Raw genomic sequence first — 22971 nt, forward strand, 5'->3', positions numbered from 1 at the left:
CAATAAAACTAAGCTAACCCAAAATGACCCAAAAGAAGAATTTAAGTTTCTGGCAAATCTGGAATATGAGTTTTGGATTTCTAGGAATTCAGTTCGGATTTGCACTACAGGGAGGATTCATGTCTCGAATCTTTCAGACACTTGGTGCAGATAAAGACGCCATTCCCTTTCTTTGGATTGCCGCTCCACTCACAGGCTTATTAGTCCAGCCAATCGTCGGTTATTTAAGTGATCGAACTTGGCATCCTAAGTTTGGGAGGAGGAAACCATTCTTTTTTATCGGAGCAGTACTAAGCACAGTTGCCTTATTTTTTGCTCCATATTCCTCTGCGCTTTGGATGGCGGCTGGTTCACTTTGGATTTTGGATGCATCGATCAACATCAGTATGGAGCCTTTCCGAGCTCTGGTAGCAGATAAGCTTCCGGATTCTCAACGGTCTTATGGATTCGTAGTTCAGACTCTTGTCATTGGAATAGGGACTTGGATTGCTTCAAATCTACCTTGGATGATGACCCAATTGGGCGTTCCAAATACGGCACCCGAAGGAGTTGTCCCCGATTCAGTGAAATATGCTTTTGCGATAGGAGCTTTTGTACTTTTCACCTCTATACTTTATACCATTTTCACAACGGAAGAATATCCTCCCGAGGACATGGATGAATTTGAAAGGGAGAAAGCTGCAAATAAAGGTGCTTTCTCCGGCTTCAAGGAGATCACTCAAAATATTGCTTCCATGCCTAAGGTTATGAAGCAATTAGGGCTTGTTCAGTTTTTCTCCTGGTTTGCTTTCTTTACGATGTGGAGTTTCGCTACTCCTGCAATTACTGAGCATATTTTTGGAGCAACAGATACAAGTTCTGCAGCATATAATGACGCCGCAGATAGCGTGGGAAATTACTTGGGTACTTATGGACTAATTTCTATGTTTTATGCCTTGATTTTGGCTTATGTAGCCAGTAAAATCAAGATAAACAGAAGACTTGTTCATTTGGTAAGTTTAATGGCAGGAGGCTGTGGTTTTATTTTAATCTATTTTATTTCCGAGCCATGGATGCTCCATATTTGCTTTTCGCTTGTTGGAATAGCTTGGGCCAGTATTCTTTCTATGCCATATGCTATGCTTTCCAGCTCCGTAGAACCAAAGAAAATGGGCGTTTATATGGGTATTTTCAACATGTTTATAGTGATACCGCAAATAGTTGCTGCACTTGGGGGAGTTAATTTCCTTTATAAGTTGATTTTCGGAGAGGCTGTGATCAATACCATGCTATTAGCTGGATTACTTCTCATTTTAGCCGGATTAAGCAACCTGATGATCACTGATCGCAAAGTCACTCACGACTAGCCAGCCCTGTAAAATATTGGAAAGCCGGTTCTATTTGGGATCGGCTTTCTTATTTTTAGGAAAATAAACTCACAAGAAATCGAGCATGAGAAAAGTTCTCATTCAGGAGGATGATTATCCAGAGCATTCCACCTGCCTTTCGGCAGGTAGGTGTGACCTTTGAATATCAAATTGTAAACATATGAAATCGAGCATGATGCAAGAGCCACACACGGGTCTGATTGGCAACTTTGCGAGATTCAATGTGGCCATAAAAGACAAATTATAAACACATGAAATCACTTCGAATCACTGGAGTACCAGAACATTTCAATTACCCTTGGAAAAAAGTAATTGCCCGCCAACCTTTTCTCTCTAAGGGAATTAAACTGGAATGGATTGATGAATCCCGGGGATCCGGTCAGATGAATCTAGCCTTACGGGAAAATCAAACCGAATTAGCGCTAATTTTAACTGAAAGTTTTCTCAAAGATTTTGAAGCTGGAAACCCTTCAAAAATGATTGGTTTTCATGTAAACTCACCCCTGATTTGGGGAATTCATATTCCTGGAGGATCAATCGAAAATTCTTTAGATGAGTTAAAAAAAAATGATTTTTTAATCTCCAGAATGGGTTCAGGTTCTCAATTGATGGCCTTTGTTTTAGCAGAAAGAGAAAACTGGGATACGCAGGATATAAATTTCAAAATAGTAGACAATCTACCTGGTGCGTTGGAACATATGAATCCAGCACATCCCGAGATGTTTCTATGGGAGAAATTCACGACCAAACCTTGGGTCGATTCTGGAGAAATGAAACGTATCGGAGAAGTTCCAAGCCCCTGGCCTTGCTTCGTAGTAATCGCCTCAAATGCTGCATTGAAAGAATTTGGTGATATAATCTTTCAACTCAGAGATTTGGTGTATTTAGAAGCTTTAAAATTAAAAAGTTCAAAGAGTACAATTTCGGAGATTTCTCAAGCCTATGAATTAAACGAGGAGGATGTTGAATTATGGTTTTCAGAAACCGATTGGGCTACAAAGCCAGTTGTTTCAAAAAAAGAATTGATCCGCTTCATGGTGAAAATGGTCGAACTTGGGATTCTAAAATCCATTCAAAAGCCTGAAGATTTTCTTACAATGGAAAGAATAACTATAGAGGATTAGGCCTTCGATAACAGTACGCAAACAGTGGTGCCTTGATTTGGAACACTTTCTATGCTTAGTTCTCCCCCATTCATTTTAATGAATTCTTTACAGATCTGAAGTCCCAGTCCCGATCCTTCTTCAGACAAAGTGCCTGGTTTAGAATCAGAAATACTGATACTCTCAGAAAGAATATGATTGATTTGGGCCTTAGTCATCCCCACTCCATGATCAGTGATACACAGCTTTACCTGACTGTCTAACGCCATAGATTTAATAATCAAATTATCTCCCGGCTTGGAAAACTTGACAGCATTGGTAATTATATTACGAACTGCCACTTCTATCAAATCAGCATCTGCCATGACTGGTAATTCATTTTGAAAGTCACTTTGAATTTGAATAAACTTTTCTTCCAATTGAGGCTTGATCAATGCCAGTATAGAACTTACAGTATCTGAATATTTAATCTCTCTTTTATTCAATTTGAACCCTTCCATTTGAGTCAAGGACCACTTTAGTGTATTATTCAAAGTGAGGTAAACTGCATCCACATCCTTCTTAATATTACCAATCAATTCCTCAAATTCTTCCTTTTCAAGTTCTCCGGCTAGAAGCAAATCAACACAGTTTTTCACCTGACCTATTGGACTTCTTAGGTCATGTCCAAGAATTGAAAAGAGTTTGTTTTTTGCTTGATTGATCTTCTCGAGCTCTTTTGATTTTTGTTCCAGATCAATATTTTGTTCTCTTTTCTTTTTATTCAACCGAACTAACCAAATACTCAACATTAATATCAGAATCCCTGCAATACTAATCACCCAAACAATCCTATTAATAAATTGGAGTCGATTTGCTTGATTTTCATTTTGAGCCTGAAGTAATTCTAATTCTGATTTTTTTAGATTATCCTGAAACATCCCTTGAAGTAAAGCCAATCGATCTTTGTTAGTTTGACTTAACAGTGAATCATTCAAACTCAAATATTTCGACTGCTCCTCAAAAGCGGCTGTAATTTTACCTTCTGCCTCATAAACTTTTGCGAGATATTTATGGGACTTAGTTAATTCGTCTAAAAAGGAGTTTTCTGAAGATAATTTGATTCCCCGTTTTAAAAACTCTTCAGCTTCAACAAGATTTCCTTTCTGTAATAAAGTGTTACCCAACCGATGTAACAGGCTAGCCTCTAAGGTTAAAATGCCTTGGATTTCTGAAAAACCCAAAGATTTCCTAAAAGCAGCTTCCGCCAAATCAAGTTCATTCTTAGCCAAATTAACATCCCCAATAATCCTAAATGTAAAAGCTGTTAAATAAGGTGACCCGGCATTTCTATTCGTTTCAATGGCCGTGTTGGCATAGTAAAGAGCAGAATCTAACTCTCCCAATTGGATGAAATTATATCCCACATTATTTAAACTTCGAATTTGAGTGTACAAGTCATCCATGGATTTGGCGATGCGATAAGCTTCTTTGAACTGAACGATGGCCATGGAAAAGTTTTGCTGCTCATAATAAAGCGCTCCCAAATTATTTAATATCCTTGCAGCCTCTCCGTAGTCTGATGCCTGAAGAGCTAACTCATAGGCTTTTTCCGAATAGCTAAAACTCTTCTGCCATTGCCCTTGACGATAGTAAATCCATGCAATGTTTTCTTTTGCTTTAGCTTCACCAGATTTATTCTTCAATTTTATGGACAGTTGCTCAGCCTCCATAGAATAAGACATAGCCTCTTCCTGAGAAATCTCCCTGAGATTAGTCCCAAGTTCATTAAGAACATTTATTCTTGTTTGACCTTTAGATTCTGAAAGAACTGCCCTGAGGCTATCAGTATCGAGATCTTGAGAATAATTCGGAGTCGAATAAATAAAAAAAAGGAAGACCGAAAAACAGATTAATCTAAACAAGGGCCGTAGATTTCAATTGGATCGCAAAATAGTAATATTCGACACCTATCTCTACTTTTAGGTACAGAAAATTCTAAGGAAGTAAATTAGATTACGATAAAAATTAAGCTTTTAATTCATCCCAATCCCAGTCTTTATTCATTTGGGAAATTGCGTGGTGCGCTGTGAGATCATATTGACAAGGCACGATAGAGATGAAATTATTTGCAATCGCCCACTCATCATTATCCTCTCCTTTGTCGAAGTTGACAAAATTCCCAGCCATCCAAAAATACTTTCGCCCTGTCGGATCAAAACGTTCGGAAAACTCCTCTTGCCATTTGGCGTCTGCCTGCCGTACGACTTTAATTCCCTGAATAGGTTGATTTTGTTTCGGGGGAAAGTTGACATTCAGAGCTATTCCTTTCGGGATTCCATATTCAAGGACCTGTTTTGCTATTTTTTCCACCCATTCTTCCACATGTGAAAAATCGGCTTTGGATGAATAATCGCAAAGACTAAACCCAATAGAAGGATACCCCTCCAAAGCACCCTCGATAGCTGCCGACATAGTGCCGGAGTATAAGACCGAAATTGAAGTATTTGACCCATGGTTGATGCCACTTACTACTAGGTCAGGAGTCCTGTTCTTTAAAACATGATGTTTGGCCAATTTCACACAGTCAGCAGGAGTTCCACTGGATTTATAAGCTTGTACGTCTTCAAAAATATCTTCCTCCACAAGCCTTAGAGTCTCTCCAATAGTGATTGCATGCCCCATTCCAGACTGAGGGCTATCAGGTGCTACTACCACCACTTCACCAAGTTTTTTCATTACAGATACTAAAACTCTTATTCCTTTTGAAGTGATCCCATCGTCATTAGAGACGAGAATTAGTGGCTTTGACATTAGTTTTTATTGAGTTCATTGTAATAAGCTGTTATACGGAGTAAATCTCCACGCTTATCGTGTTCCAATCGGTTTTTTCGCATAAAAAGACTGATCTCTTCATCATGTCCGGTGAGCATATCGAAAAGGTCTTTTTTCTTTAGGCTATATCGATCTATAGATCCATTTTTGAAAAAGTAATAATTGAACGCCAATCGATATCCAATCATAGTAGACGGACCCCAAAATGGATTCATACCCATTGTATTCATAGCACCCATATTTCGAGAATCGGTAGCTATATATTCTCTACAAAGGAGTGCCACATTATCTCCTTCGGTAAGGACCTCAAAGAAAATAGGGGTCTCATAATCTCCATTAAGTGCATATGGCAAAGAGTAAAATTTTCGAAGACCTCCAAAAACCTCATCAAAAATCTCAAAATATGAGACATTCGACGCGGTGAACGTAGTAATGGTTTCGTTCTGAAGCTGGACAAGGTTATTTACCAAATCGTACTTTACCAAGCCCGAATATACTTGTCCATCAGTGCCATATATATTCCCCTTATGGAAAATTTGCGAAGGAAATTGATTTTGCGCAGACACCTCTGCTGCTCCGAACATTAAGAGGAAGGCTAATATCCAAATTTTGACTATCGTACTTTTCATCATTCCCTGTTCTACGTAATTATATTAAAGCAGTTTATTGAATGCATTTAGAAATCTTTGACTTTGGTCAATAAAACAGCATTCTACTTTAAAATATTATGCCCCATTTTATCTCTTTTAGTTTGAAGATATCGCTCATTATGAGGATTTGGTACTATTTCGATTGGAAGCTGCTCTACGATCTCCAAACCGTATCCAAGAAGTCCAACTCTTTTCTTTGGATTATTTGAGATCAAACGAATCTTAGAAACTCCCAAGTCTCTTAATATCTGAGCTCCTACTCCATAATCTCTACTATCCATCGGAAGACCTAAGGCCAAGTTGGCCTGTACGGTATCCATTCCCTGCTCCTGAAGTTTATAAGCTTTCAGTTTATTGATCAATCCAATGCCTCTACCCTCCTGATTCATATATAGAATCACTCCTTTTCCTTCCTCTTCTACCATCTTCATGGCATTGTGAAGTTGAGGACCACAGTCACAACGGCAAGACCCAAAAATATCTCCTGTAGCACAAGACGAATGAACACGAACCATGATCAGCTCTTCTTCTGTCCAAGTACCTTTGATCAAGGCCATGTGAATCTCTTCGGTATTGGTCTGACGAAACGCAATCAAATCAAAATCACCATATGTTGTAGGCAACTCCACTCCTATCTCTCGTTTGATCAATGATTCGTTTTTTAATCGATACGCGATCAAATCTTTAATAGAGATAAGTTTCAGGTTAAACTTCTTTGCAACATGCACTAAGTCTGGAAGACGAGCCATAGTCCCATCCTCATTCATGATTTCTACCAAGACTCCTGCTGGAGAAAATCCTGCTAACCTTGCCAAATCTATTGCCGCTTCTGTGTGACCTGCTCTTCTGAGCACACCTCCTCTTTTTGCCTTCAGTGGAAAAATATGCCCTGGTTTCCCTAATTCAGAAGGATGAATAGAATCATCAACCAAAGCTCTGATTGTTTTGGCACGATCAGATGCTGAAATCCCAGTAGTACAGCCATGTCCTACAAGATCAACAGAAACTGTAAATGGCGTCTCAAAAGCAGCGGTATTGCTACCAACCATCAGTTCTAAACCAAGCTGTTCACAACGGTCTTCTATCAGTGGCGCACAAATCAATCCCCTTCCATGCGTCGCCATAAAATTGACTATCTCAGGAGTGATAGATTCTGCAGCACATACAAAATCACCCTCATTTTCACGATCCTCATCATCTACTACAATGATTACTTCACCTTTTTTGATTGCTTCGATTGCATCTTCAATCGGATCAAGAATTATATTTTCCACAAAACTTGGGTTTACATTTTCTAATTGGAGGTGCAAATTTACACGCTTTCAGTTTAAAACAGGATTACACCAAATAAAGTTTGGTATCAACCAATCACTATTCCCAGCTCTCTATCAATCTCCAATTGGACTTTTTTCAATTCAAAATAAAGTTCCTGAAAACCAATTATTTGTTGGTCAGGTAATTTTTCCAATTCCGCGTTTTTCAGTTTCAGTTTTGCTTCCTCCATCATCTTCTGAACCATTTTCCGCTTGAGCCTCAATATGGTTTTGTAACCTGTCAATGATAAATCATCCGACTCCTTATTAATAATGATTTGATGCTTGTCGGCCCAATGAACTGATACTTCGTGGCGCATAGTAACCAAATCAATCACTTCTTTTTGGATCTCTTGATCTCCTAAGCCAATAAAATACTCCACTGTTGGAATTAGTCCTTTCACTAATGCGTATCTATAAAGTTTCAACAAACGAGCATAAACCGGAGTACTGAATTCTAAATCCTCTGTCTCAGACAAAAGGTAACTGGATAAGGAAATTTCTTGCTCAGACAGCTTTTGGGTCCCATAATTCACCAATATCCGAACCATTTCTCTTTCTTGAATTCGAAGAATCTCTTCAAAAGAGGTTTCAATTTCTGTAGGAAGGATTTCTTGAATTGCCTCCTCTGCTTCAATTTCCTGCTTCTGCTTATTGTAAAAATCTTTCTGTGTTTTTAGAATAGATTTATTCAATTCTGCATGAATAATCTCCTCTTCAATTTCCAATAAATTTGAAGCTTCTTTAGCATAGACCGATCGAATAATTGGATCGGGTATTTTGCCTATACTCAATACCACTTCTCGGATTACCTCTGCCTTGCGAATGGGGTCTTTTGCATATTCTTCCTGATAGAGTCCAATTTTAAAACCTATAAAATCACGACTATTTGCAGCCAAATAAGCCTGAAATGCTTCAGAACCAACCTTCCTAGAGTAACTGTCGGGATCTTCTCCGTCTGGAAAAACCACCGCTTTGACATTAAGCCCACCTTCCAAAAGCAAATCAATCCCTCTCAGCGATGCTTTAATCCCTGCTGAGTCTCCATCATAAAGAACTGTGACTTGATTGGTAAATCGCTTGATCAATTTAATCTGCCCGTCGGTGAGAGAGGTTCCAGAAGAAGCCACCACATTCTCTATGCCGGATAGGTGCATGGAAACCACGTCCGTATAGCCTTCTACCAAAAAGCAGTTATCCTTGTCCCGAATTGCTTTTTTAGCCTGAAACATCCCGTACAGCACATCACTTTTGTGGTAAACTGGTGTTTCAGGGGAGTTGATATATTTTGGTTGGTTTTTGTCTTTCGTAAGAATCCTCGCGCCAAAGCCTATTGGCTTTCCACTGATATTGTGAATGGTAAAAATTACCCGGTTTCGAAATCGATCATAAATCCTCGAAGGATCTCCTTCCTTTTGCAGGACCAAGCCGGCCTTTAAAAGGATATCTTCTTGAAAACCTGCTGACTTTGCAGCTTTCAACATATTATCCCATCCATCAAGAGCATATCCTAAGTCGAATTTCTCGATGATAGAAGGTGTAAAGCCCCGCTCTTTGAAATAACTCAGACCGATGGATCTTCCTTCATCAGATTGCAGATTCTTGACAAAAAAATCTCTAGCAAAACCTAGAGCAATAAAAAGACTCTCCCGCTCATTTTGGGCCTGATCTTGTTCTGGAGTACGATCTTGATCTTCTTCAACCTCGATCCCGTACTTTCCGGCAAGGTGTCGGATCGCTTCCTGAAACCCGACTCCCTCGATATCCATTATAAATTGGATCGGGTCACCGGCCTTACCACAACCGAAACATTTATAAATCTGCTTGGCCGGGGAAAGCGAGAAGGAAGGTGTTTTTTCACCATGAAATGGACAACAAGCCCAAAGGTTTTGACCTTTCTTTTTCAAAGGGACATAATCACCCACCACCTCTGCGATGTCCATGCGTTCTTTAACCTTATCCGTGGTAAGCTTACTGATTCCCATAAATTATTTGTTAGAACAAAGTTAATCGCTAGGCGATTTAATCTTAGAGAAATCTCGCAGAACTATTTCCTCTATCCCTAAGTTTAATTCTCATACATTTTAAATGTCGCTTCATAAAGAGCATGAGATGCTCTAAATTGCGAAAAATTTCCACATTACCCATGCAATTAACACAGGACTCAATCCTAAAATCCCTTTCAAGAGTACAAGATCCAGATTTGAAAAAAGATCTAGTCACCCTTGGTATGATTCAAAAAATCGAAATAGAGGGAAATACTGTTCGATTCAATGTCGTACTCACCACTCCAGCTTGTCCTCTTAAAGAGGTGATCAAAAATAATTGCCTTGAAGAATTGGAAAAAGACTTTGGGAAAGGCATCAACTGGGAGCTGAATATGACCTCTGAAGTGACTACGATCAGAAATGCAACACCGATCCTTCCGCAGGTAAAAAATATTATCGCGATTGCCTCTGGTAAAGGCGGTGTAGGAAAGTCTACAACGGCCGTAAACTTGGCTGTTGCCCTTGCACAATCTGGAGCAAAAGTGGGACTAATAGATGCAGATATTTCTGGACCTTCCATTCCCACTATGTTTAATGTTGAAGGAGAGCAGCCTGCTGTTAAAAAAATTGGAGAAAAGAATACGATTATTCCTATTTCACAATATGGAGTAAAACTGATGTCCATAGGGTTTTTAACTCCAACAGATAGTGCTGTGGTTTGGAGGGGACCAATGGCGAGTTCCGCATTGCGACAATTCATTTCGGATGTCGAATGGGGTGAACTTGATTACCTGCTTATCGATTTACCTCCCGGAACTTCCGACATCCACTTGACCATGGTTCAGACACTACCTGTGACCGGCGCTGTAATCGTGACTACTCCTCAAAAGGTCGCTCTTGCAGATGCTAATAAGGGATTATCAATGTTCCGACAGCCACAAATTAATGTTCCCGTTTTAGGTGTTATTGAAAATATGGCTTATTTTACACCCGAAGAGCTGCCTGACAATAAATACTACCTGTTTGGCAAAGAAGGAGGTAGAAGATTAGCAGAGAAGTACAGTGTGCCTTTTCTGGGAGAAGTTCCAATTATTCAAAGCATCCGCGAGAGCGGAGACACCGGGTTTCCGGCTGTGATAAAAAAAGGATTAACCCAAGATGCATACATGACTTTGGCACAAGCAGTAGCAAGCCAAGTTGCCATAAGAAATGCCTCACAAGGCAAAACCGAGGTAGTAGAGATAAAAGGATAATTGAAAAAATGACAACAGAACTAAGAGAACAAATAGAATTCGCACTTGACACCATAAGACCTTATCTGGAGGCCGATGGAGGGAATGTTCGGATAGTAGAGTTGACTGAAGATCGGGTTCTTAGAATAGAAATGCTTGGGAATTGCGGTTCATGCCCAATGTCTACCATGACATTAAAAGCTGGTGTAGAAGAAGCAATAAAAAGAGCTATTCCCGAAATTGTCAGAGTAGAAGCAGTTAATCTCACAGAAGCTTAATCTCTCCTCTTGATGAACAAACGGTTTGGGTTTTTAAAAAAAACCATTTTCCTATTTTTAGGACTAGTTATATTTTTTAGTGAAGCTGATGCGCAGCAATTCCAAACTGTTAACGTCACAGGAAATCTTAGCAACACTACCACCCATGATCACAATGAAAAATGTGGTCATGGAATTCTCGAAGCAAAACTTGAGAAGGAAATGGGGTATTTTGGCTCAAAGACATTTTTTGAGTCTTGGATTGAGGGAAAAATTGATATCGTTAAAAGTCAACCACAGATTTTAGCTAAAATCAATGAAGAAGTAAGATTAATCCCAGTGGTAGTCCACGTTATTCATAATGGCCAAGATATTGGCAATGGAACAAATATTCCACTAAGCCAGATTGAAGAACAAATCAGAATCCTTAATGAGGACTTTAGAAGATTAAACGCCGATGCAAGCCTAACCCCAGCAGAATTCCTTCCTGCAGCAGGTGATTCAAATATTGAGTTTGTCCTAGCAAAACAAGATCCTTCAGGATTGCCTACAGACGGAATAGTTCGTGTCCAAGGTACTAAAACCAGCTATTCCCCAGACGATGCCACAATTTTAGGTCAATTATCCCAATGGGATCCTGCAACTTATATGAATATATGGGTTGTACCTCTTGTTCAGCCGTTTATTGGCTACGCCTCTTTTCCGGTGTCAGATTTACCAGGATTAAATTTCCCGCCTTTCTCTAGCATTACTGACGGAGTAACGATTGATTACAGATTTTTTGGTGTGGGAGGAAGTGCAATTTCAGCCTCTTTAGGTAGAACTGCAACTCATGAAGTAGGCCATTATTTTGGTCTGAGGCATATTTGGGGAGATGGTGGATGTGGGGTAGATGATTTTGTGACAGATACACCACTTCAGGATAATTCCAACAATTCATGCACTGCAAATCCTTCCCGGTTCAGTTGTGATTCCAATGATATGATTCAGAACTACATGGATTACACTCCTGATGCTTGTATGAATCTTTTCACCAAAGGTCAAATCGAAAGATTCAATGTGGTATTGGCTAACAGCCCAAGAAGAGTAACCTTAGTAAATAATCGGGCAACAATTTCTCCAGACTTAGTTGATCTTGATCTAGCTATTTCAAGAGTAATTGAACCTTCAGACTTTGCTTGTGGAACTGTAATCAATCCACAAATTGAGCTTTTGAATGCAGGTAATAATCTACTTACTTCAGGAAGAGTGGAACTTCGTCAGAATGGAAATTTGATTGAAAGTAAAAGATTCACTTTTTCACTGACAACCGGAGAAAGTGCTTTATTTTCATTTAACTCCTTCAATTTAGTTGCTGATCAAAATGCAATTGAATTTAGAATCACGCAAGTGAATGACCAAGCTGATCAGAATGCTGATAACAATGTAAAAACTGCAAATCCGATTTTACAGAGCTCAATAGATCTACCTTATACATTTTCTTTTTCCGACTTTCCAACTCCATGGACAATCAAAAACCCTGACAACAACTTTGGATGGGAAAGAACATCCTTGCAGATATCCGGTGAGACAGAGGAGATGATTTATATTCGAAACTATGAATATGAAGGCCCTGGGCAGCTTGATTATTTTATTTCTCCGATCATTAATTTAAGTGAATTCCCCAATGCCCAATTGGTTTTTGAAATGGCCCATGCCCCTTACAATCAGCAAGGTTTTCAAGACAAATTAATCGTGGCAGTTTCTCAGGATTGCGGCAATACATTCGATATCGCAAATTCCACATATTCGAAGAGTGGTCAGCGCCTAGAAACCTCCGCTGCATTATTGGATGAATTTATCCCTACGGAGTCCAGTCAGTTTAGAACTGAAATTGTAAATCTTGCACCCTATGCAGACCTCGGTTCAGTACGAATAGCAATCATTAATGAGAATGCCTACGGAAATAATATTTATCTAAAAAATATTAGAATCTCTCCGACAGAAGAATTGAAGTACGAATTGAAAATTGAGGAGTTACTAGTCCCTGCTCCTATCTCTGACGGGACACATGAAAATGAAATTATCCAGCTGAGAAACACAGGGAATCTTCCAGTTTCTAAATTCCTGTTTTCCAGAAGTACAAATGGAGCTACTACTCAAACCTTTATTGCAAGCGGAAATGCTGTAAGTGGCGGCGACACCTTTAATCTTACGGGAGATAATACCACGACAGAAGGTGTAAACAGATTAGACTTCACTGTATTTGAGCCTAATTTCGATCAAAACGCTGGGAACGCAGATAGCTATAGATCTTATGCGCTCGAAGATCGATCAACTACAATTGTCCCTTGGAGACAGAATTTCAACAATAGCTCTCAAATCAATCCTTGGCTAGCGATAAATCCACAAGAAAATTCTACTTCTTGGACAGTATCTGCGGTCACAAATGGGAATGGTCCTAGCAATGTCGCGAGAGTCCAAACTTTAAAGGATAAGAATTCCTATTGGTTAGGAACACAGATTTTTGATTTGACAGTCAGTCGTCAAGCAAGTGTTTTCTTCGACTATGCCGTAGGGCAGGTAAGTCCACAAACAAAATTAAAACTCCTCGCCAGTGACAATGCAGGAGAGAATTATATTGAAGTGTGGTCTGCCACAGGAGCCGAACTTTCTACTGTAGCGGTAGGCGAGGCAAACCCAAACAATGTCAACGACTACATACGGAAATATGTAAACCTCACAGAATTTGCAGGGGTAGGTAAAAATCAAGTTCGTCTGGCTTTCGTTCTTGAAGGAGGTTCAGAAACAGATTCTCCACTCTTCCTAGACAATATCGAACTTTTCCTAAGCGCTAATCCGAATCCGGTAATTCCTTCTGAGGGCATGACGATATTATATCCAAACCCCGCAACAGAAATCTTTAATATCGCATTTAACCTACCTAGACTGGAAACAGTAACCATACAAATCATTTCCAGTACTGGAGCTGTGGTTCAGGAAATTGAGTATCCAAATACTTTAAACCAAACCTATTCCTTCAGCACCTCACTATTTTCCCCCGGAGTATTTATCATTAAAATTACTAGTGATACCGTCCGGGATACCAGGAGATTAATTATTAATTAAAGTCAAAATAAGCCGAAGAAAACCACTTCGGCTTATTTTTTGAAAGGTGAAATTATCGGTTTTTGAAAACTCCTTCGTTGGTAGGATTCAAAATTCCCAATATCTTTAGCTTACTTAATTTCAAACGAGTACCACTCCATAAGGCTTTGAAAAAAATAATCATCACACTATCCATCATTTTTGGATTGACCATTTTATTAGGTTTCCTTTTTTTAAAAGTGTATCTCCCCATGTACACTAATCATGGCGAAACAGTATCTGTTCCGGATTTATCAGGATATACCTTTGACGAAGGGGTCGAAATACTCTCCAATTCAGGCTTACAATATCAGGTTTCTGTAGACTCAAGTTTCAGTACGGATGAAAAGCCTTTGGCAATTTTGAAGCAAATCCCTGAGGCTAATAGTCAGGTAAAAAGTGGGCGAAGGATTTACCTTACGCTTAACGCTCGAAATGCACCGATGCTCAAAATGCCAAATCTGATTAATAATCCACTTAAAAACGCTCAGGAAATATTAGCAAATATGGGACTGGAACGTGGTGAGATCATCTATGTGCCGGATATTGGGATCAATGTGGTACTAGGACAAAAATACCAAGGTGTGGATATCAAGGAGGGAGCAGAAATTCCAAAAGGGGCCAGAATAGACCTAACTGTAGGTGATGGCCTTGGAAATCAAATTTTGACTGTCCCTAACCTGATCGGAATGGATGAAATTGATGCAGAGTTTTTGATTTTGGGATCAAGCCTTCGAATTGGCGAAAAATACTTTGTTGAAAATGACACCGTTCCTTCAGGAAAAGTATTTAAACAGTCTCCTACTTCAGATATGCAAGTCAAAACTGGCGAGTTGATTGAAATCTGGATTTCGAAAGAAAAATTTTAATTAAATGGAATTTAGACTTCACATAGTTCGATTACTTGGACTCATCATGAGTTTGGGAATCGTAAATCTGGCTCAAGCCCAGTTTGTGGAGTTTGCTCCAATTCCAAATACCAAAATAAAGTCTTATGCACCAAATGAATTCGGGAGTAGAATTCTAAATGGAAATAGACTCCCTTTTTGGGATGATTTTTCCGGAGGTTTGGATACATTAAAATGGACTTTTTCAGGCACTTCCTATACGGAAACTATTGGCTTAAATGCTCCTTCCATAGGCATGGTTCTTTTTGATGGAGTAGATGAAAATGGAAGCCCCTACTCTTTGCAACAGACCGAACAAGGAAATGCAGACCAAGTGACCTCCAAACCATTTGACCTTAGTTCCACCAACCAAATAGATAGAAACAGCATTTTCCTTAGTTTCTTTTGGCAAGCTGGTGGAAGAGGAGAATTACCGGATGAAAGTGATCAGTTAATCCTTCAATTCTTAAATACAGAAGGAAATTGGGTAACAGTATGGAGACAGTTCGGAGGAGTATCCTTAGACCGGGAAAGTTTCACTCAGGAGTCGATTCAAGTAACCCCTGACTTCCAGCACGGAAATTTCCAGTTTCGATTTTTCACGCAAGGCAGACTTTCCGGACCTTTCGACAGCTGGTTAGTGGATTATGTTTTTTTTAATTCTGGGAGGTCTGAAAATGAAATCAATTTCCCCGACCGAAGTTTAACCCGAAGAAATGAGCTTAGATTAGCAGATTTTGGTGCTTACCCTCTGGCATTATTGGAAAGAAATCAGACTGGAGAATGGTCCGCTGTTGAAAATGAATTCTTAAACCTTGAGAATAGATTTCGAGCAATGGAATACACCATTTTAGCTATTGATTCTACAGACAATACCAGCTTTACAATTAACGCAAATACCCCTTTCAACCCTGTGCCAAACTCAAATGAGCGACGTGTTTTTGAAAGCAGAACTTTTGATGGACTTCCTGTTCCCAGCGAAGAAACTGAACTGGAAATTATTACTGAATTAACTTCGGGAGACGATTTTTTATTCAAAATAATAGCCGGAGATACCACGAGATTTGAGGACGTCGATTTTAGAGCAAACGATACAGTTAGCTCCTATTTTCCGGTCCGTGATTTCTTTGCTTATGATAATGGCTCTGCAGATTATGCGGCAGGAATCAACCAGAAATCAGGATTTTTGGCAGTAGAATATCAAACACCCGAAGAAGTTTTCATTAAAGGTATTTCTATAAATTTCACCAATCCTCGACAGGCTAATCAAGCCATTGATATTTATATCTGGAAGGAACTGGATGAAGACCCGATATTCAGAAGAGAAGATTTGATACCGGTAAAGGAGGCAAACGAACAATTCATCTACTATTCTTTGGATACCAATATCAGGGTCACTGGGACATATTATATTGGATTTGCTCAGTTTACCAATGATTTCATTTTTGTCGGCTTAAACAAAACAAATGACTTTGGTGACAGAATTTATTACAATGTGGCAGGAGCTTGGGCACAAAATGAAGAAGTGAAGGGTTCGCTGATGATCCGCCCACATATTAGCTTATCTGCACCCTTTGAGGAAAGTGAGATTCCTGATGAAAATTTGAGAATTTTTCCAAATCCAGTTGGGAATTTCTTAAATGTAGAAGGAGCTTTTGGCCAGATCAGGATCTTCGATTCTTTCGGTAGAGAGATATTTTTGGAGCGAGAACTCACAACCAAAGGAGAAATTGTTAATTTTAAAGGACAGCGACCTGGGATTTATATTATTAATGTCGCTCGAGAAAATGGAATTGAATCATTCAGAATATTAGTTAAATAAAACTTATGGAAGATATCACTGTACAGGACCTGAAAAAAAGATTAGACAATAAAGACAAATTCTTGTTTCTCGATGTAAGAGAAGAATGGGAATATGAAGAGGATAATCTAGGCGCAAAAAACATCCCCTTGGGTGAATTACCCAACCGGCTGGATGAATTGGAAGATTATAAAAACTCCGAAATTATCATCCATTGTCGATCAGGAGCACGAAGTGGAAACGCTAAAAATTTCTTAACCTCTAAGGGTTTTACTCAGGTAAGAAATACACTTGGTGGCCTAATGGCTTATCGAAATATGTAAATACTCTTCTCCCTCCCTACTCGAAAATAAAGGGTCGTGGAGAAAAGCAAAGAATGAAAATTATAATGGCGAGCCAACCTATGGCTTGCCTTTTTTTATCCAATGGCTGGTGGCCCGACACTTCCGGATGTGCCACTCCCATCACTCTTCCAAGTAAGAAGCTATAAAATAACCATCCTTGATAGCCTTCCCAGTCAGGTTTAAAAAAGGCAATCGCATATTGAAACGCTGCCAAAGATAAAACTAAAGCAATTCGAGACTGTAGTTGTAACCCGGATTTGGAATAACAGATATATAGAAATCCCAAGTAAAGGGGAATTCGAAAAATCAGTTCTTCAGCGGGTAAATACGGGCTAATAATTCCTATACCGGCATACCCTATAAATAGTGTGAAAGTCGTCAATGATATTTCACGATGCTTTCCCGGGAATAGTCCAAAAATCACATGGCCTCCATCTAACTGGCCTATAGGAAGCAGGTTCAGTGCAGTGAAAAACAAGGCCAAATAACCAGCAAAAAGATAGGGATAATGAATCATTTCAGACATCTCAGGAAGTCTATTGGGATCAGCCAAAAGTCTCCCCATCCCATTGAATAATAAATTATCACCCAATTCAAATTCTAACACTTCCTCTCCATAACCTTGAAAGTCAGGGTCTGCATATTCAGGATGAATGGAATAAATATATTCTGACTCAGGCAAGGTCATGAATCCATAGGCCAACACTCCGACTGCGATCACAAATCCCGCCAAAGGGCCTGCAACTCCTATATCAAAGAATTTTTTACGGCTATTCACAAAGCCTTTCATCTGGATTATCGCTCCAAAAGTACCTATTGAAGGAGCTCCAATAAACCCAAGCCAGCCTGGAATAAAGAAAGGCAGGGTACACTTTACCTTATGGTAAATGGAGGTAAAGAAATGCCCCAGTTCGTGAATCAACAAGATTCCTATAAATGGAATGGAATAAGCCATCGACTTCCAGAAATATTCCAAAGTAAGAAAATCATCACCTGAAGCAATGATGGATTTGCCATAGACCCATTCCCCTCCGGCAAAAGTGGTGAAGATTAAAGTGACTATAAATAACAGACCGTGTTTTAGGTATTCTTTGCCGCTATACATCTTTGAAGTAGTCAAAAATAACCTGAGGTCCAGTCACATGAACTGCCTGAATACCTACTTCTCGAGCACCGTTTACATTTGCTACCAAGTCATCGAAGAAGATCACCCGATCAGCAGTAGTATGTAATTCATTAACCATTTTTTCGTAGATCTCTTGACTTGGCTTGGACAATCCCATTTCATGACTCAAAAACACCCAGTCAAATATCGGATCAAAATTATCCAATCCATGATCTGCCTTCAAGATTTCATTTACCCCGAGAATATGAATGAGATTTGTGTTGCTAAGAACTCCTACCTGAAAATTTTCTCTAAGTTTTTTAACCAATTTTAATCTTTCTTCAGGAATTTTTCCGAGTAAACTATTCCATAAAAAGTCAACTTTTTGATCTTCCCAATCCACTCCAAAATAACTGCGAACCTCATCTCTGAACTGCGAAGAATTTATCCTTCCTTTTTCGTATTCTTTATGAAAATCAGTGAGATAAAAGGTGTCGACTTTAGAGTGAATTGACTCTGGAAGCTCCTGTTTTATTCGGTTGATCGAGCCTCGGTAATCTATGTCAATGATGACATTACCTAGATCAAAAATTAAAAAGTCCGCGTCTAGCGTTTTTTTCATTCGAATTTGGGGTTGTGAATATCCCTTCAAATATGTAACATTGCACTCCCAAAACCAAGGTTTAAAGCCAAATCAGGCTAAAAATTGAGTTTTAAGGGAAAAGGGCCTATAGCTCATTCGGTTAGAGCAACTGACTCATAATCAGTAGGTGCTTGGTTCGATTCCAAGTGGGCCCACAAGCCATTCGTTAATTCGAATGGCTTTTTTTATATTCAATCATGATTAACTTTTTTGTATATATCCTTTATTCAGAATCACTTAACCGATTCTATATAGGACTGACTTCCCTCAGTGTTGAAGAAAGACTAGAAAACCATATCGCTAAAAAATATAGTAAGTTCAACTTTACCCAAAAAGCAAGTGATTGGACGCTATTTCATTTTATTGAATGTGATTTTTTATCCCAAGCACGAAATATTGAACTTCATATTAAGCGAATGAAATCTGCTGTCTATATCCAAAACCTGAAAAAATATCCCGAAATCGCTGCCAAACTTCAGGTGAAATATAAAGGCAACTGACTCCTCCGATAGCTATCGGAGCAGTAGGTGCTTGTACCGATAGCCATCGGCAGATTCCAAGTGGGCCCACAAGCCATTCGTTAATTCGAATGGCTTTTTTTATATTCAATCATGAATAACTTTTTTGTGTATGTCCTTTATTCAGAATCATTTAACCGATTCTATATTGGACTGAATTCCCTCAGTGTTAAAGAAAGACTAGAAAACCATATCGCTAAAAAATATAGTAAGTTCAACTTTACCCAAAAAGCAAGTGATTGGACGCTATTTCATTTTATTGAATGTGATTCTTTATCTCAAGCACGAAATATTGAACTTCATATTAAGCGAATGAAATCTGCTTTCTATATCCAAAACCTAAAAAAATATCCCGAAATCGCTGCCAAACTTCAGGTGAAATATAAAGGCAACTGACTCCTCCGATAGCTATCGGAGCAGTAGGTACTTGTACCGATAGCTATCGGCAGATTCCATTGGGCCCACAAGCCATTCGTTAATTCGAATGGCTTTTTTTATATTCAATCATGAATAACTTTTTTGTATATATCCTTTATTCAGAATCACTTAACCGATTCTATATAGGACTGACTTCCCTCAGTGTTGAAGAAAGACTAGAAAACCATATCGCTAAAAAATATAGTAAGTTCAACTTTACCCAAAAAGCAGGTGATTGGACGCTATTTCATTTTATTGAATGTGATTCTTTATCCCAAGCACGAAATATTGAACTTCATATTAAGCGAATGAAATCTGCTGTCTATATCCAAAACCTGAAAAAATATCCCGAAATCGCTGCCAAACTTCAGGTGAAATATAAAGGCAACTGACTCCTCCGATAGCTATCAGCAGATTCCATTGGGCCCACAAGCAATCCGTTAATTCGAATGGCTTTTTTTTAATCTACTCCGCTTTCAAAATATTTGCCGGATTGGCTTTTACTACCTTCCAGATTTGAGAACTAACAGTCAACCCAATCACTAATAGCAAAACCATCAAGCCGGTAGCAATCGGAATAAAACCAACACCGGCATGGAAGGCAAAGAAACTATCCAAGAATTGAGTTACAATCACAAAGGCTAAACCTCCTCCTAGAATTGAAGCAATTCCCCAACTAATCAGGTAGCGCTTAAAAAGCTTTTTTGTAAGATCGCTGGTCCCAGCGCCGAATACTTTTCGTACACAGAAATCTTTGATCCTAGAATTCATATTCAAAGAAACTAGTCCAAACAAACCCATTGCAGCCAGAATCACTGCCAAAACAGCCGCAAAAATGATAATGTGTTGGATACCGCGCACATCGGAATACTCACGCTCAAAAACATCTGCCTGAAGCTTGCCTTCAAATAGTCCTGCGGGAATTGCCTCACGCCAGGTTTTCTTCACCAAATCCATAGCTGAAAGTGCAGTCCCAGGGCTCATTTGGAGGGTCAGGTAGTTATAAATAGAATCAGAACCAGAACGAATGACCATCGGCACGATCGGCCGCTGGAAGAAAGTCATATGAAAATCTTTAACCACACCCACAATCTGATAATTTACAGAATCCAAAACAATCGATTCTTCAACTGGAAAACTCAATCCCAAATCTGTCATAAATCGCTCATTGACTAGAATGGATTGCGTCTGATCAGAGATTAGATTTGAATCCAAAAATCTTCCCGAAATCAATCTTAGCTCAAGAACTTCCGCATAATTAGCCTCCGCTTCTAGGTAATCCACCTCATACTTCTGGTCTTGATAAGTCACTTCTTTTTCCTCAGCCCCATTTCCTATAAAATTTTCACTTCCACTCACTTCTTTTACTGAAGCAATGGCTGAAATTTGATCCTTCAGAGTGAAATATGCTTTCGTATCAGGTACATTCACAATAATTTTATCCGAATTATCATATCCCCAGTCTCGATTCTCATTAAGGTAATTGGTTTGGAGAAAAGCAATTCCTGCTACAATACTGATAATGGCGAGAGTAAACTGAAAAGTAAGTAAAACACTTGTCATAAAGCTCTTAGACCCCAATTTCTGATTACCATTTAAGATAGTCACTGGCTTAAAACCTGATACAAAAACAGCGGGATACAGACCGGATACCAAAGTGATGAACCCCATCAATCCTATCAAAAACATCCAGATGTAGGGGTCATGAAGCAAGTCGAGCTTCAGACTTTTCGAAGCAACTTGATTGAAACCCGGGAGCAATATAAATACTGCCAAAAGGCAACCGATGAATAAGGCGAAAAAACAAACGATCAGGTTCTCACTTAAAAACTGTGCGATTAATTGTCCTCTCCGACTTCCTATAACTTTTCGAACACCGATTTCCTTTAGCCGCTTAGAAGCCATCAAAATAGAAATATTGATGTAATTGAAAACTGCCAAAATCAGAATAAATAGTCCTATTGCTCCTAACAAAATCTGAGGACCCAATCCTAAAAAATTTCGTACGCCATTTTCAATTTTCCCAATTTGATACACCAAATCGGTATAGGCAATTAAATCCAAACTGAGGTAAGGATTTTCTGAATTGATTTCGTTTTGTCGTTTTTTTATTGAGGCTAACCCTGCTTGAAGTTCTGCAGGGTTTACACCTTTCTCCAATTGTACAAAAGTCCATTGTTCAGCATCCCAAGATTGTTTTAAAGAGACTTGTGGCTTTTCTAATTCGATAGATTCCAAATTTACCAAGAGATCAAAATTGAATATTTCCATATCATTCAACTTTTTCATAACCCCTCCTACTTTATATCGTTTCTCTTCTCCATCAGTCACAAGGCTGATCTCTTGCCCGACAGGATGCGTATCACCAAATAGCTTCTCTGAAAGCTCAAAAGTCAAAATCACCTGATCCGGCTCAGTCAATGCTTGCGGATAGCCATACTCCATGCGATACACAAACATATCCATAAAGCCAGGGTCAACATAATTAACGCGCTGGTAGAAGCTTTCAGTTTGATAGATCAAAATTGGCAATCCCTGTTTTACCCTACTTTGGGATTTTATTTGAGTAAATTCATTTGAGAGTAGTTCAGCGATTGGTTCTGCTACAGTACCGTAGGTAACCTTTCCTTCTTCCTCATCAATCGTATAGGTCAACTGATAGATTTCATTCTTATTGGGTTGTAGCATCCCTTTAAACCAAATGTTGGCTATAAAGAGATATGCTACTAGGCAGCAACCCACTGCAGAGGCGAGACCAAAAACCGAAATGAAAGTGGTCGCTTTCTGCTTGAGGAGATTTCTCCAGCCGATTTTGAGGTAGTTCTTAAACATGGCAGTTGAATTTGAATGATAGTATTTGGTCTTAGTTCGCTTGATATTACTCCATCTGAAAAAGCTGAATACATGAATCCAAAATCGAAATCGAGCGTAAGCCAAACCTCTTTCTTCCAAATTCAGGTAAAAAATTTCATAAGCATCTCCTTGAATCTGTTCTAGTTTGGATTCAGCGCAGTAAAACTCCAGAAAACGATCTGCCCATTTTGGAGGAAAATGCTTCAGCTTAGTATCCATGAGAAAAATCTAAAGCGAGAGGCGGAATCTGGTCATATAGCTTATTTCGTAAAGTTCTGATTTCGGTAATGGCCGACCTTCCACTTGCAGAGATTCGAAAGAGTCGCTTGCGTCTACCTCCTCTTTCCTCGGTGGCTCCACCCATTTGAGAATCTAAAAACCCCTTTTCCTCCAAGCGATTCAAAACAGTATGAATAGCACTGATATTAACCTTTCGCCCGGTTTGGTTTTTTATTTCTTCCAAAACAGAGACTCCGTAAGCTTCCTGATCAAGAATGCCTACTGTCAGCAAAACCAACTCTTCCAGCTCTCCTAAATGATATCCTTTCATTTC

Annotated in this window: 20 protein-coding genes and 1 tRNA gene; 12 read left to right on the plus strand and 9 right to left on the minus strand. The window is 39.1% G+C overall.

Features of this window, described 5'->3' with window-relative positions:
* Nucleotides 1–23 precede the first annotated feature (23 nt).
* A complete protein-coding gene (locus tag BVC88_RS11115) occupies nt 24–1346 on the plus strand; it encodes an MFS transporter (protein ID WP_075350763.1) in 1323 nt (440 codons plus the stop codon).
* Between the two features lie 272 nt (nt 1347–1618).
* Nucleotides 1619–2491: a type 2 periplasmic-binding domain-containing protein gene (locus BVC88_RS11120; RefSeq protein ID WP_075350764.1), complete on the plus strand. Its 873-nt coding sequence runs from the start codon at nt 1619–1621 to the stop codon at nt 2489–2491.
* On the opposite strand, the gene BVC88_RS11125 is transcribed toward BVC88_RS11120, so the two are convergent.
* The 5 genes from BVC88_RS11125 to dnaG all read right to left on the minus strand — a co-directional run bounded on the left by BVC88_RS11125 (nt 2488) and on the right by dnaG (nt 9232).
* Nucleotides 2488–4374, minus strand: coding sequence for a tetratricopeptide repeat-containing sensor histidine kinase (locus BVC88_RS11125; RefSeq protein ID WP_075350765.1), 1887 nt, complete (start codon nt 4372–4374; stop codon nt 2488–2490). The genes BVC88_RS11120 and BVC88_RS11125 overlap by 4 nt on opposite strands.
* Nucleotides 4375–4477: 103 nt before the next feature.
* Nucleotides 4478–5263 carry a 5'/3'-nucleotidase SurE gene (gene surE, locus BVC88_RS11130; protein WP_075350766.1) on the minus strand — a complete coding sequence of 262 codons (786 nt, stop codon included), beginning with the start codon at nt 5261–5263 and terminating at the stop codon, nt 4478–4480.
* The gene (locus BVC88_RS11135) at nt 5263–5868 is read right to left on the minus strand and encodes a hypothetical protein (protein ID WP_089153079.1); all 606 of its coding nucleotides are present in this window, start codon (nt 5866–5868) and stop codon (nt 5263–5265) included. Before BVC88_RS11135 ends, surE begins: the two co-directional genes overlap by 1 nt.
* Nucleotides 5869–5996: 128 nt before the next feature.
* Entirely contained in the window at nt 5997–7208 is a 1212-nt protein-coding gene (locus BVC88_RS11140; protein ID WP_075350945.1) for a bifunctional 3,4-dihydroxy-2-butanone-4-phosphate synthase/GTP cyclohydrolase II, read from the minus strand.
* 86 nt (nt 7209–7294) lie between these two features.
* A complete protein-coding gene (gene dnaG / locus BVC88_RS11145) occupies nt 7295–9232 on the minus strand; it encodes a DNA primase (RefSeq protein WP_075350767.1) in 1938 nt (645 codons plus the stop codon).
* 161 nt (nt 9233–9393) lie between these two features.
* Between dnaG and BVC88_RS11150 the strand changes: the two genes are divergently transcribed.
* The 6 genes from BVC88_RS11150 to BVC88_RS11175 all read left to right on the plus strand — a co-directional run bounded on the left by BVC88_RS11150 (nt 9394) and on the right by BVC88_RS11175 (nt 16861).
* Nucleotides 9394–10488, plus strand: coding sequence for an Mrp/NBP35 family ATP-binding protein (locus BVC88_RS11150; RefSeq protein WP_075350946.1), 1095 nt, complete (start codon nt 9394–9396; stop codon nt 10486–10488).
* Between the two features lie 8 nt (nt 10489–10496).
* Nucleotides 10497–10745: a NifU family protein gene (locus BVC88_RS11155; protein WP_075350768.1), complete on the plus strand. Its 249-nt coding sequence runs from the start codon at nt 10497–10499 to the stop codon at nt 10743–10745.
* A 12-nt stretch (nt 10746–10757) separates the two neighbouring features.
* Complete coding sequence (locus BVC88_RS11160) at nt 10758–13832, plus strand: M43 family zinc metalloprotease (RefSeq protein ID WP_075350769.1); 3075 nt, start codon at nt 10758–10760, stop codon at nt 13830–13832.
* Between the two features lie 146 nt (nt 13833–13978).
* Nucleotides 13979–14719, plus strand: a complete 741-nt coding sequence (locus tag BVC88_RS11165) for a PASTA domain-containing protein (protein ID WP_075350947.1) — start codon at nt 13979–13981, stop codon at nt 14717–14719.
* 4 nt (nt 14720–14723) lie between these two features.
* Entirely contained in the window at nt 14724–16559 is a 1836-nt protein-coding gene (locus BVC88_RS11170; protein WP_075350770.1) for a T9SS type A sorting domain-containing protein, read from the plus strand.
* Between the two features lie 5 nt (nt 16560–16564).
* The gene (locus tag BVC88_RS11175; protein ID WP_075350771.1) at nt 16565–16861 is read left to right on the plus strand and encodes a rhodanese-like domain-containing protein; all 297 of its coding nucleotides are present in this window, start codon (nt 16565–16567) and stop codon (nt 16859–16861) included.
* 16 nt (nt 16862–16877) lie between these two features.
* Here BVC88_RS11175 and BVC88_RS11180 read toward each other — a convergent pair whose 3' ends face one another.
* The gene (locus BVC88_RS11180) at nt 16878–17987 is read right to left on the minus strand and encodes a site-2 protease family protein (protein WP_075350772.1); all 1110 of its coding nucleotides are present in this window, start codon (nt 17985–17987) and stop codon (nt 16878–16880) included.
* A complete protein-coding gene (locus BVC88_RS11185) occupies nt 17980–18609 on the minus strand; it encodes an HAD family hydrolase (RefSeq protein WP_075350773.1) in 630 nt (209 codons plus the stop codon). Before BVC88_RS11185 ends, BVC88_RS11180 begins: the two co-directional genes overlap by 8 nt.
* A 102-nt stretch (nt 18610–18711) precedes the next feature.
* On the opposite strand from BVC88_RS11185, the gene BVC88_RS11190 reads away from it, so the two are divergent.
* From BVC88_RS11190 to BVC88_RS11205, 4 genes are all read left to right on the plus strand, one after another.
* Nucleotides 18712–18785 (plus strand) — tRNA-Ile (locus tag BVC88_RS11190).
* A 42-nt stretch (nt 18786–18827) separates the two neighbouring features.
* Nucleotides 18828–19130, plus strand: a complete 303-nt coding sequence (locus BVC88_RS11195) for a GIY-YIG nuclease family protein (protein ID WP_075350774.1) — start codon at nt 18828–18830, stop codon at nt 19128–19130.
* Nucleotides 19131–19241: 111 nt separating this feature from the next.
* Nucleotides 19242–19544, plus strand: a complete 303-nt coding sequence (locus BVC88_RS11200) for a GIY-YIG nuclease family protein (RefSeq protein ID WP_075350775.1) — start codon at nt 19242–19244, stop codon at nt 19542–19544.
* Nucleotides 19545–19654: 110 nt separating this feature from the next.
* Nucleotides 19655–19957: a GIY-YIG nuclease family protein gene (locus BVC88_RS11205; protein WP_075350776.1), complete on the plus strand. Its 303-nt coding sequence runs from the start codon at nt 19655–19657 to the stop codon at nt 19955–19957.
* A gap of 73 nt (nt 19958–20030) precedes the next feature.
* Here the strand turns inward: BVC88_RS11205 and BVC88_RS11210 are convergent, their stop codons facing one another.
* Together BVC88_RS11210 and BVC88_RS11215 are read right to left on the minus strand one after the other, a co-directional pair.
* Nucleotides 20031–22637 carry an FtsX-like permease family protein gene (locus tag BVC88_RS11210; RefSeq protein WP_075350777.1) on the minus strand — a complete coding sequence of 869 codons (2607 nt, stop codon included), beginning with the start codon at nt 22635–22637 and terminating at the stop codon, nt 20031–20033.
* Nucleotides 22627–22968, minus strand: a complete 342-nt coding sequence (locus tag BVC88_RS11215; RefSeq protein WP_075350778.1) for a PadR family transcriptional regulator — start codon at nt 22966–22968, stop codon at nt 22627–22629. The genes BVC88_RS11210 and BVC88_RS11215 overlap by 11 nt, the downstream gene beginning before the upstream one ends.
* Between the last annotated feature and the right edge of the window lie 3 nt (nt 22969–22971).

This window comes from Algoriphagus marinus (assembly GCF_001936475.1).
Lineage (GTDB): Bacteria > Bacteroidota > Bacteroidia > Cytophagales > Cyclobacteriaceae > Algoriphagus > Algoriphagus marinus.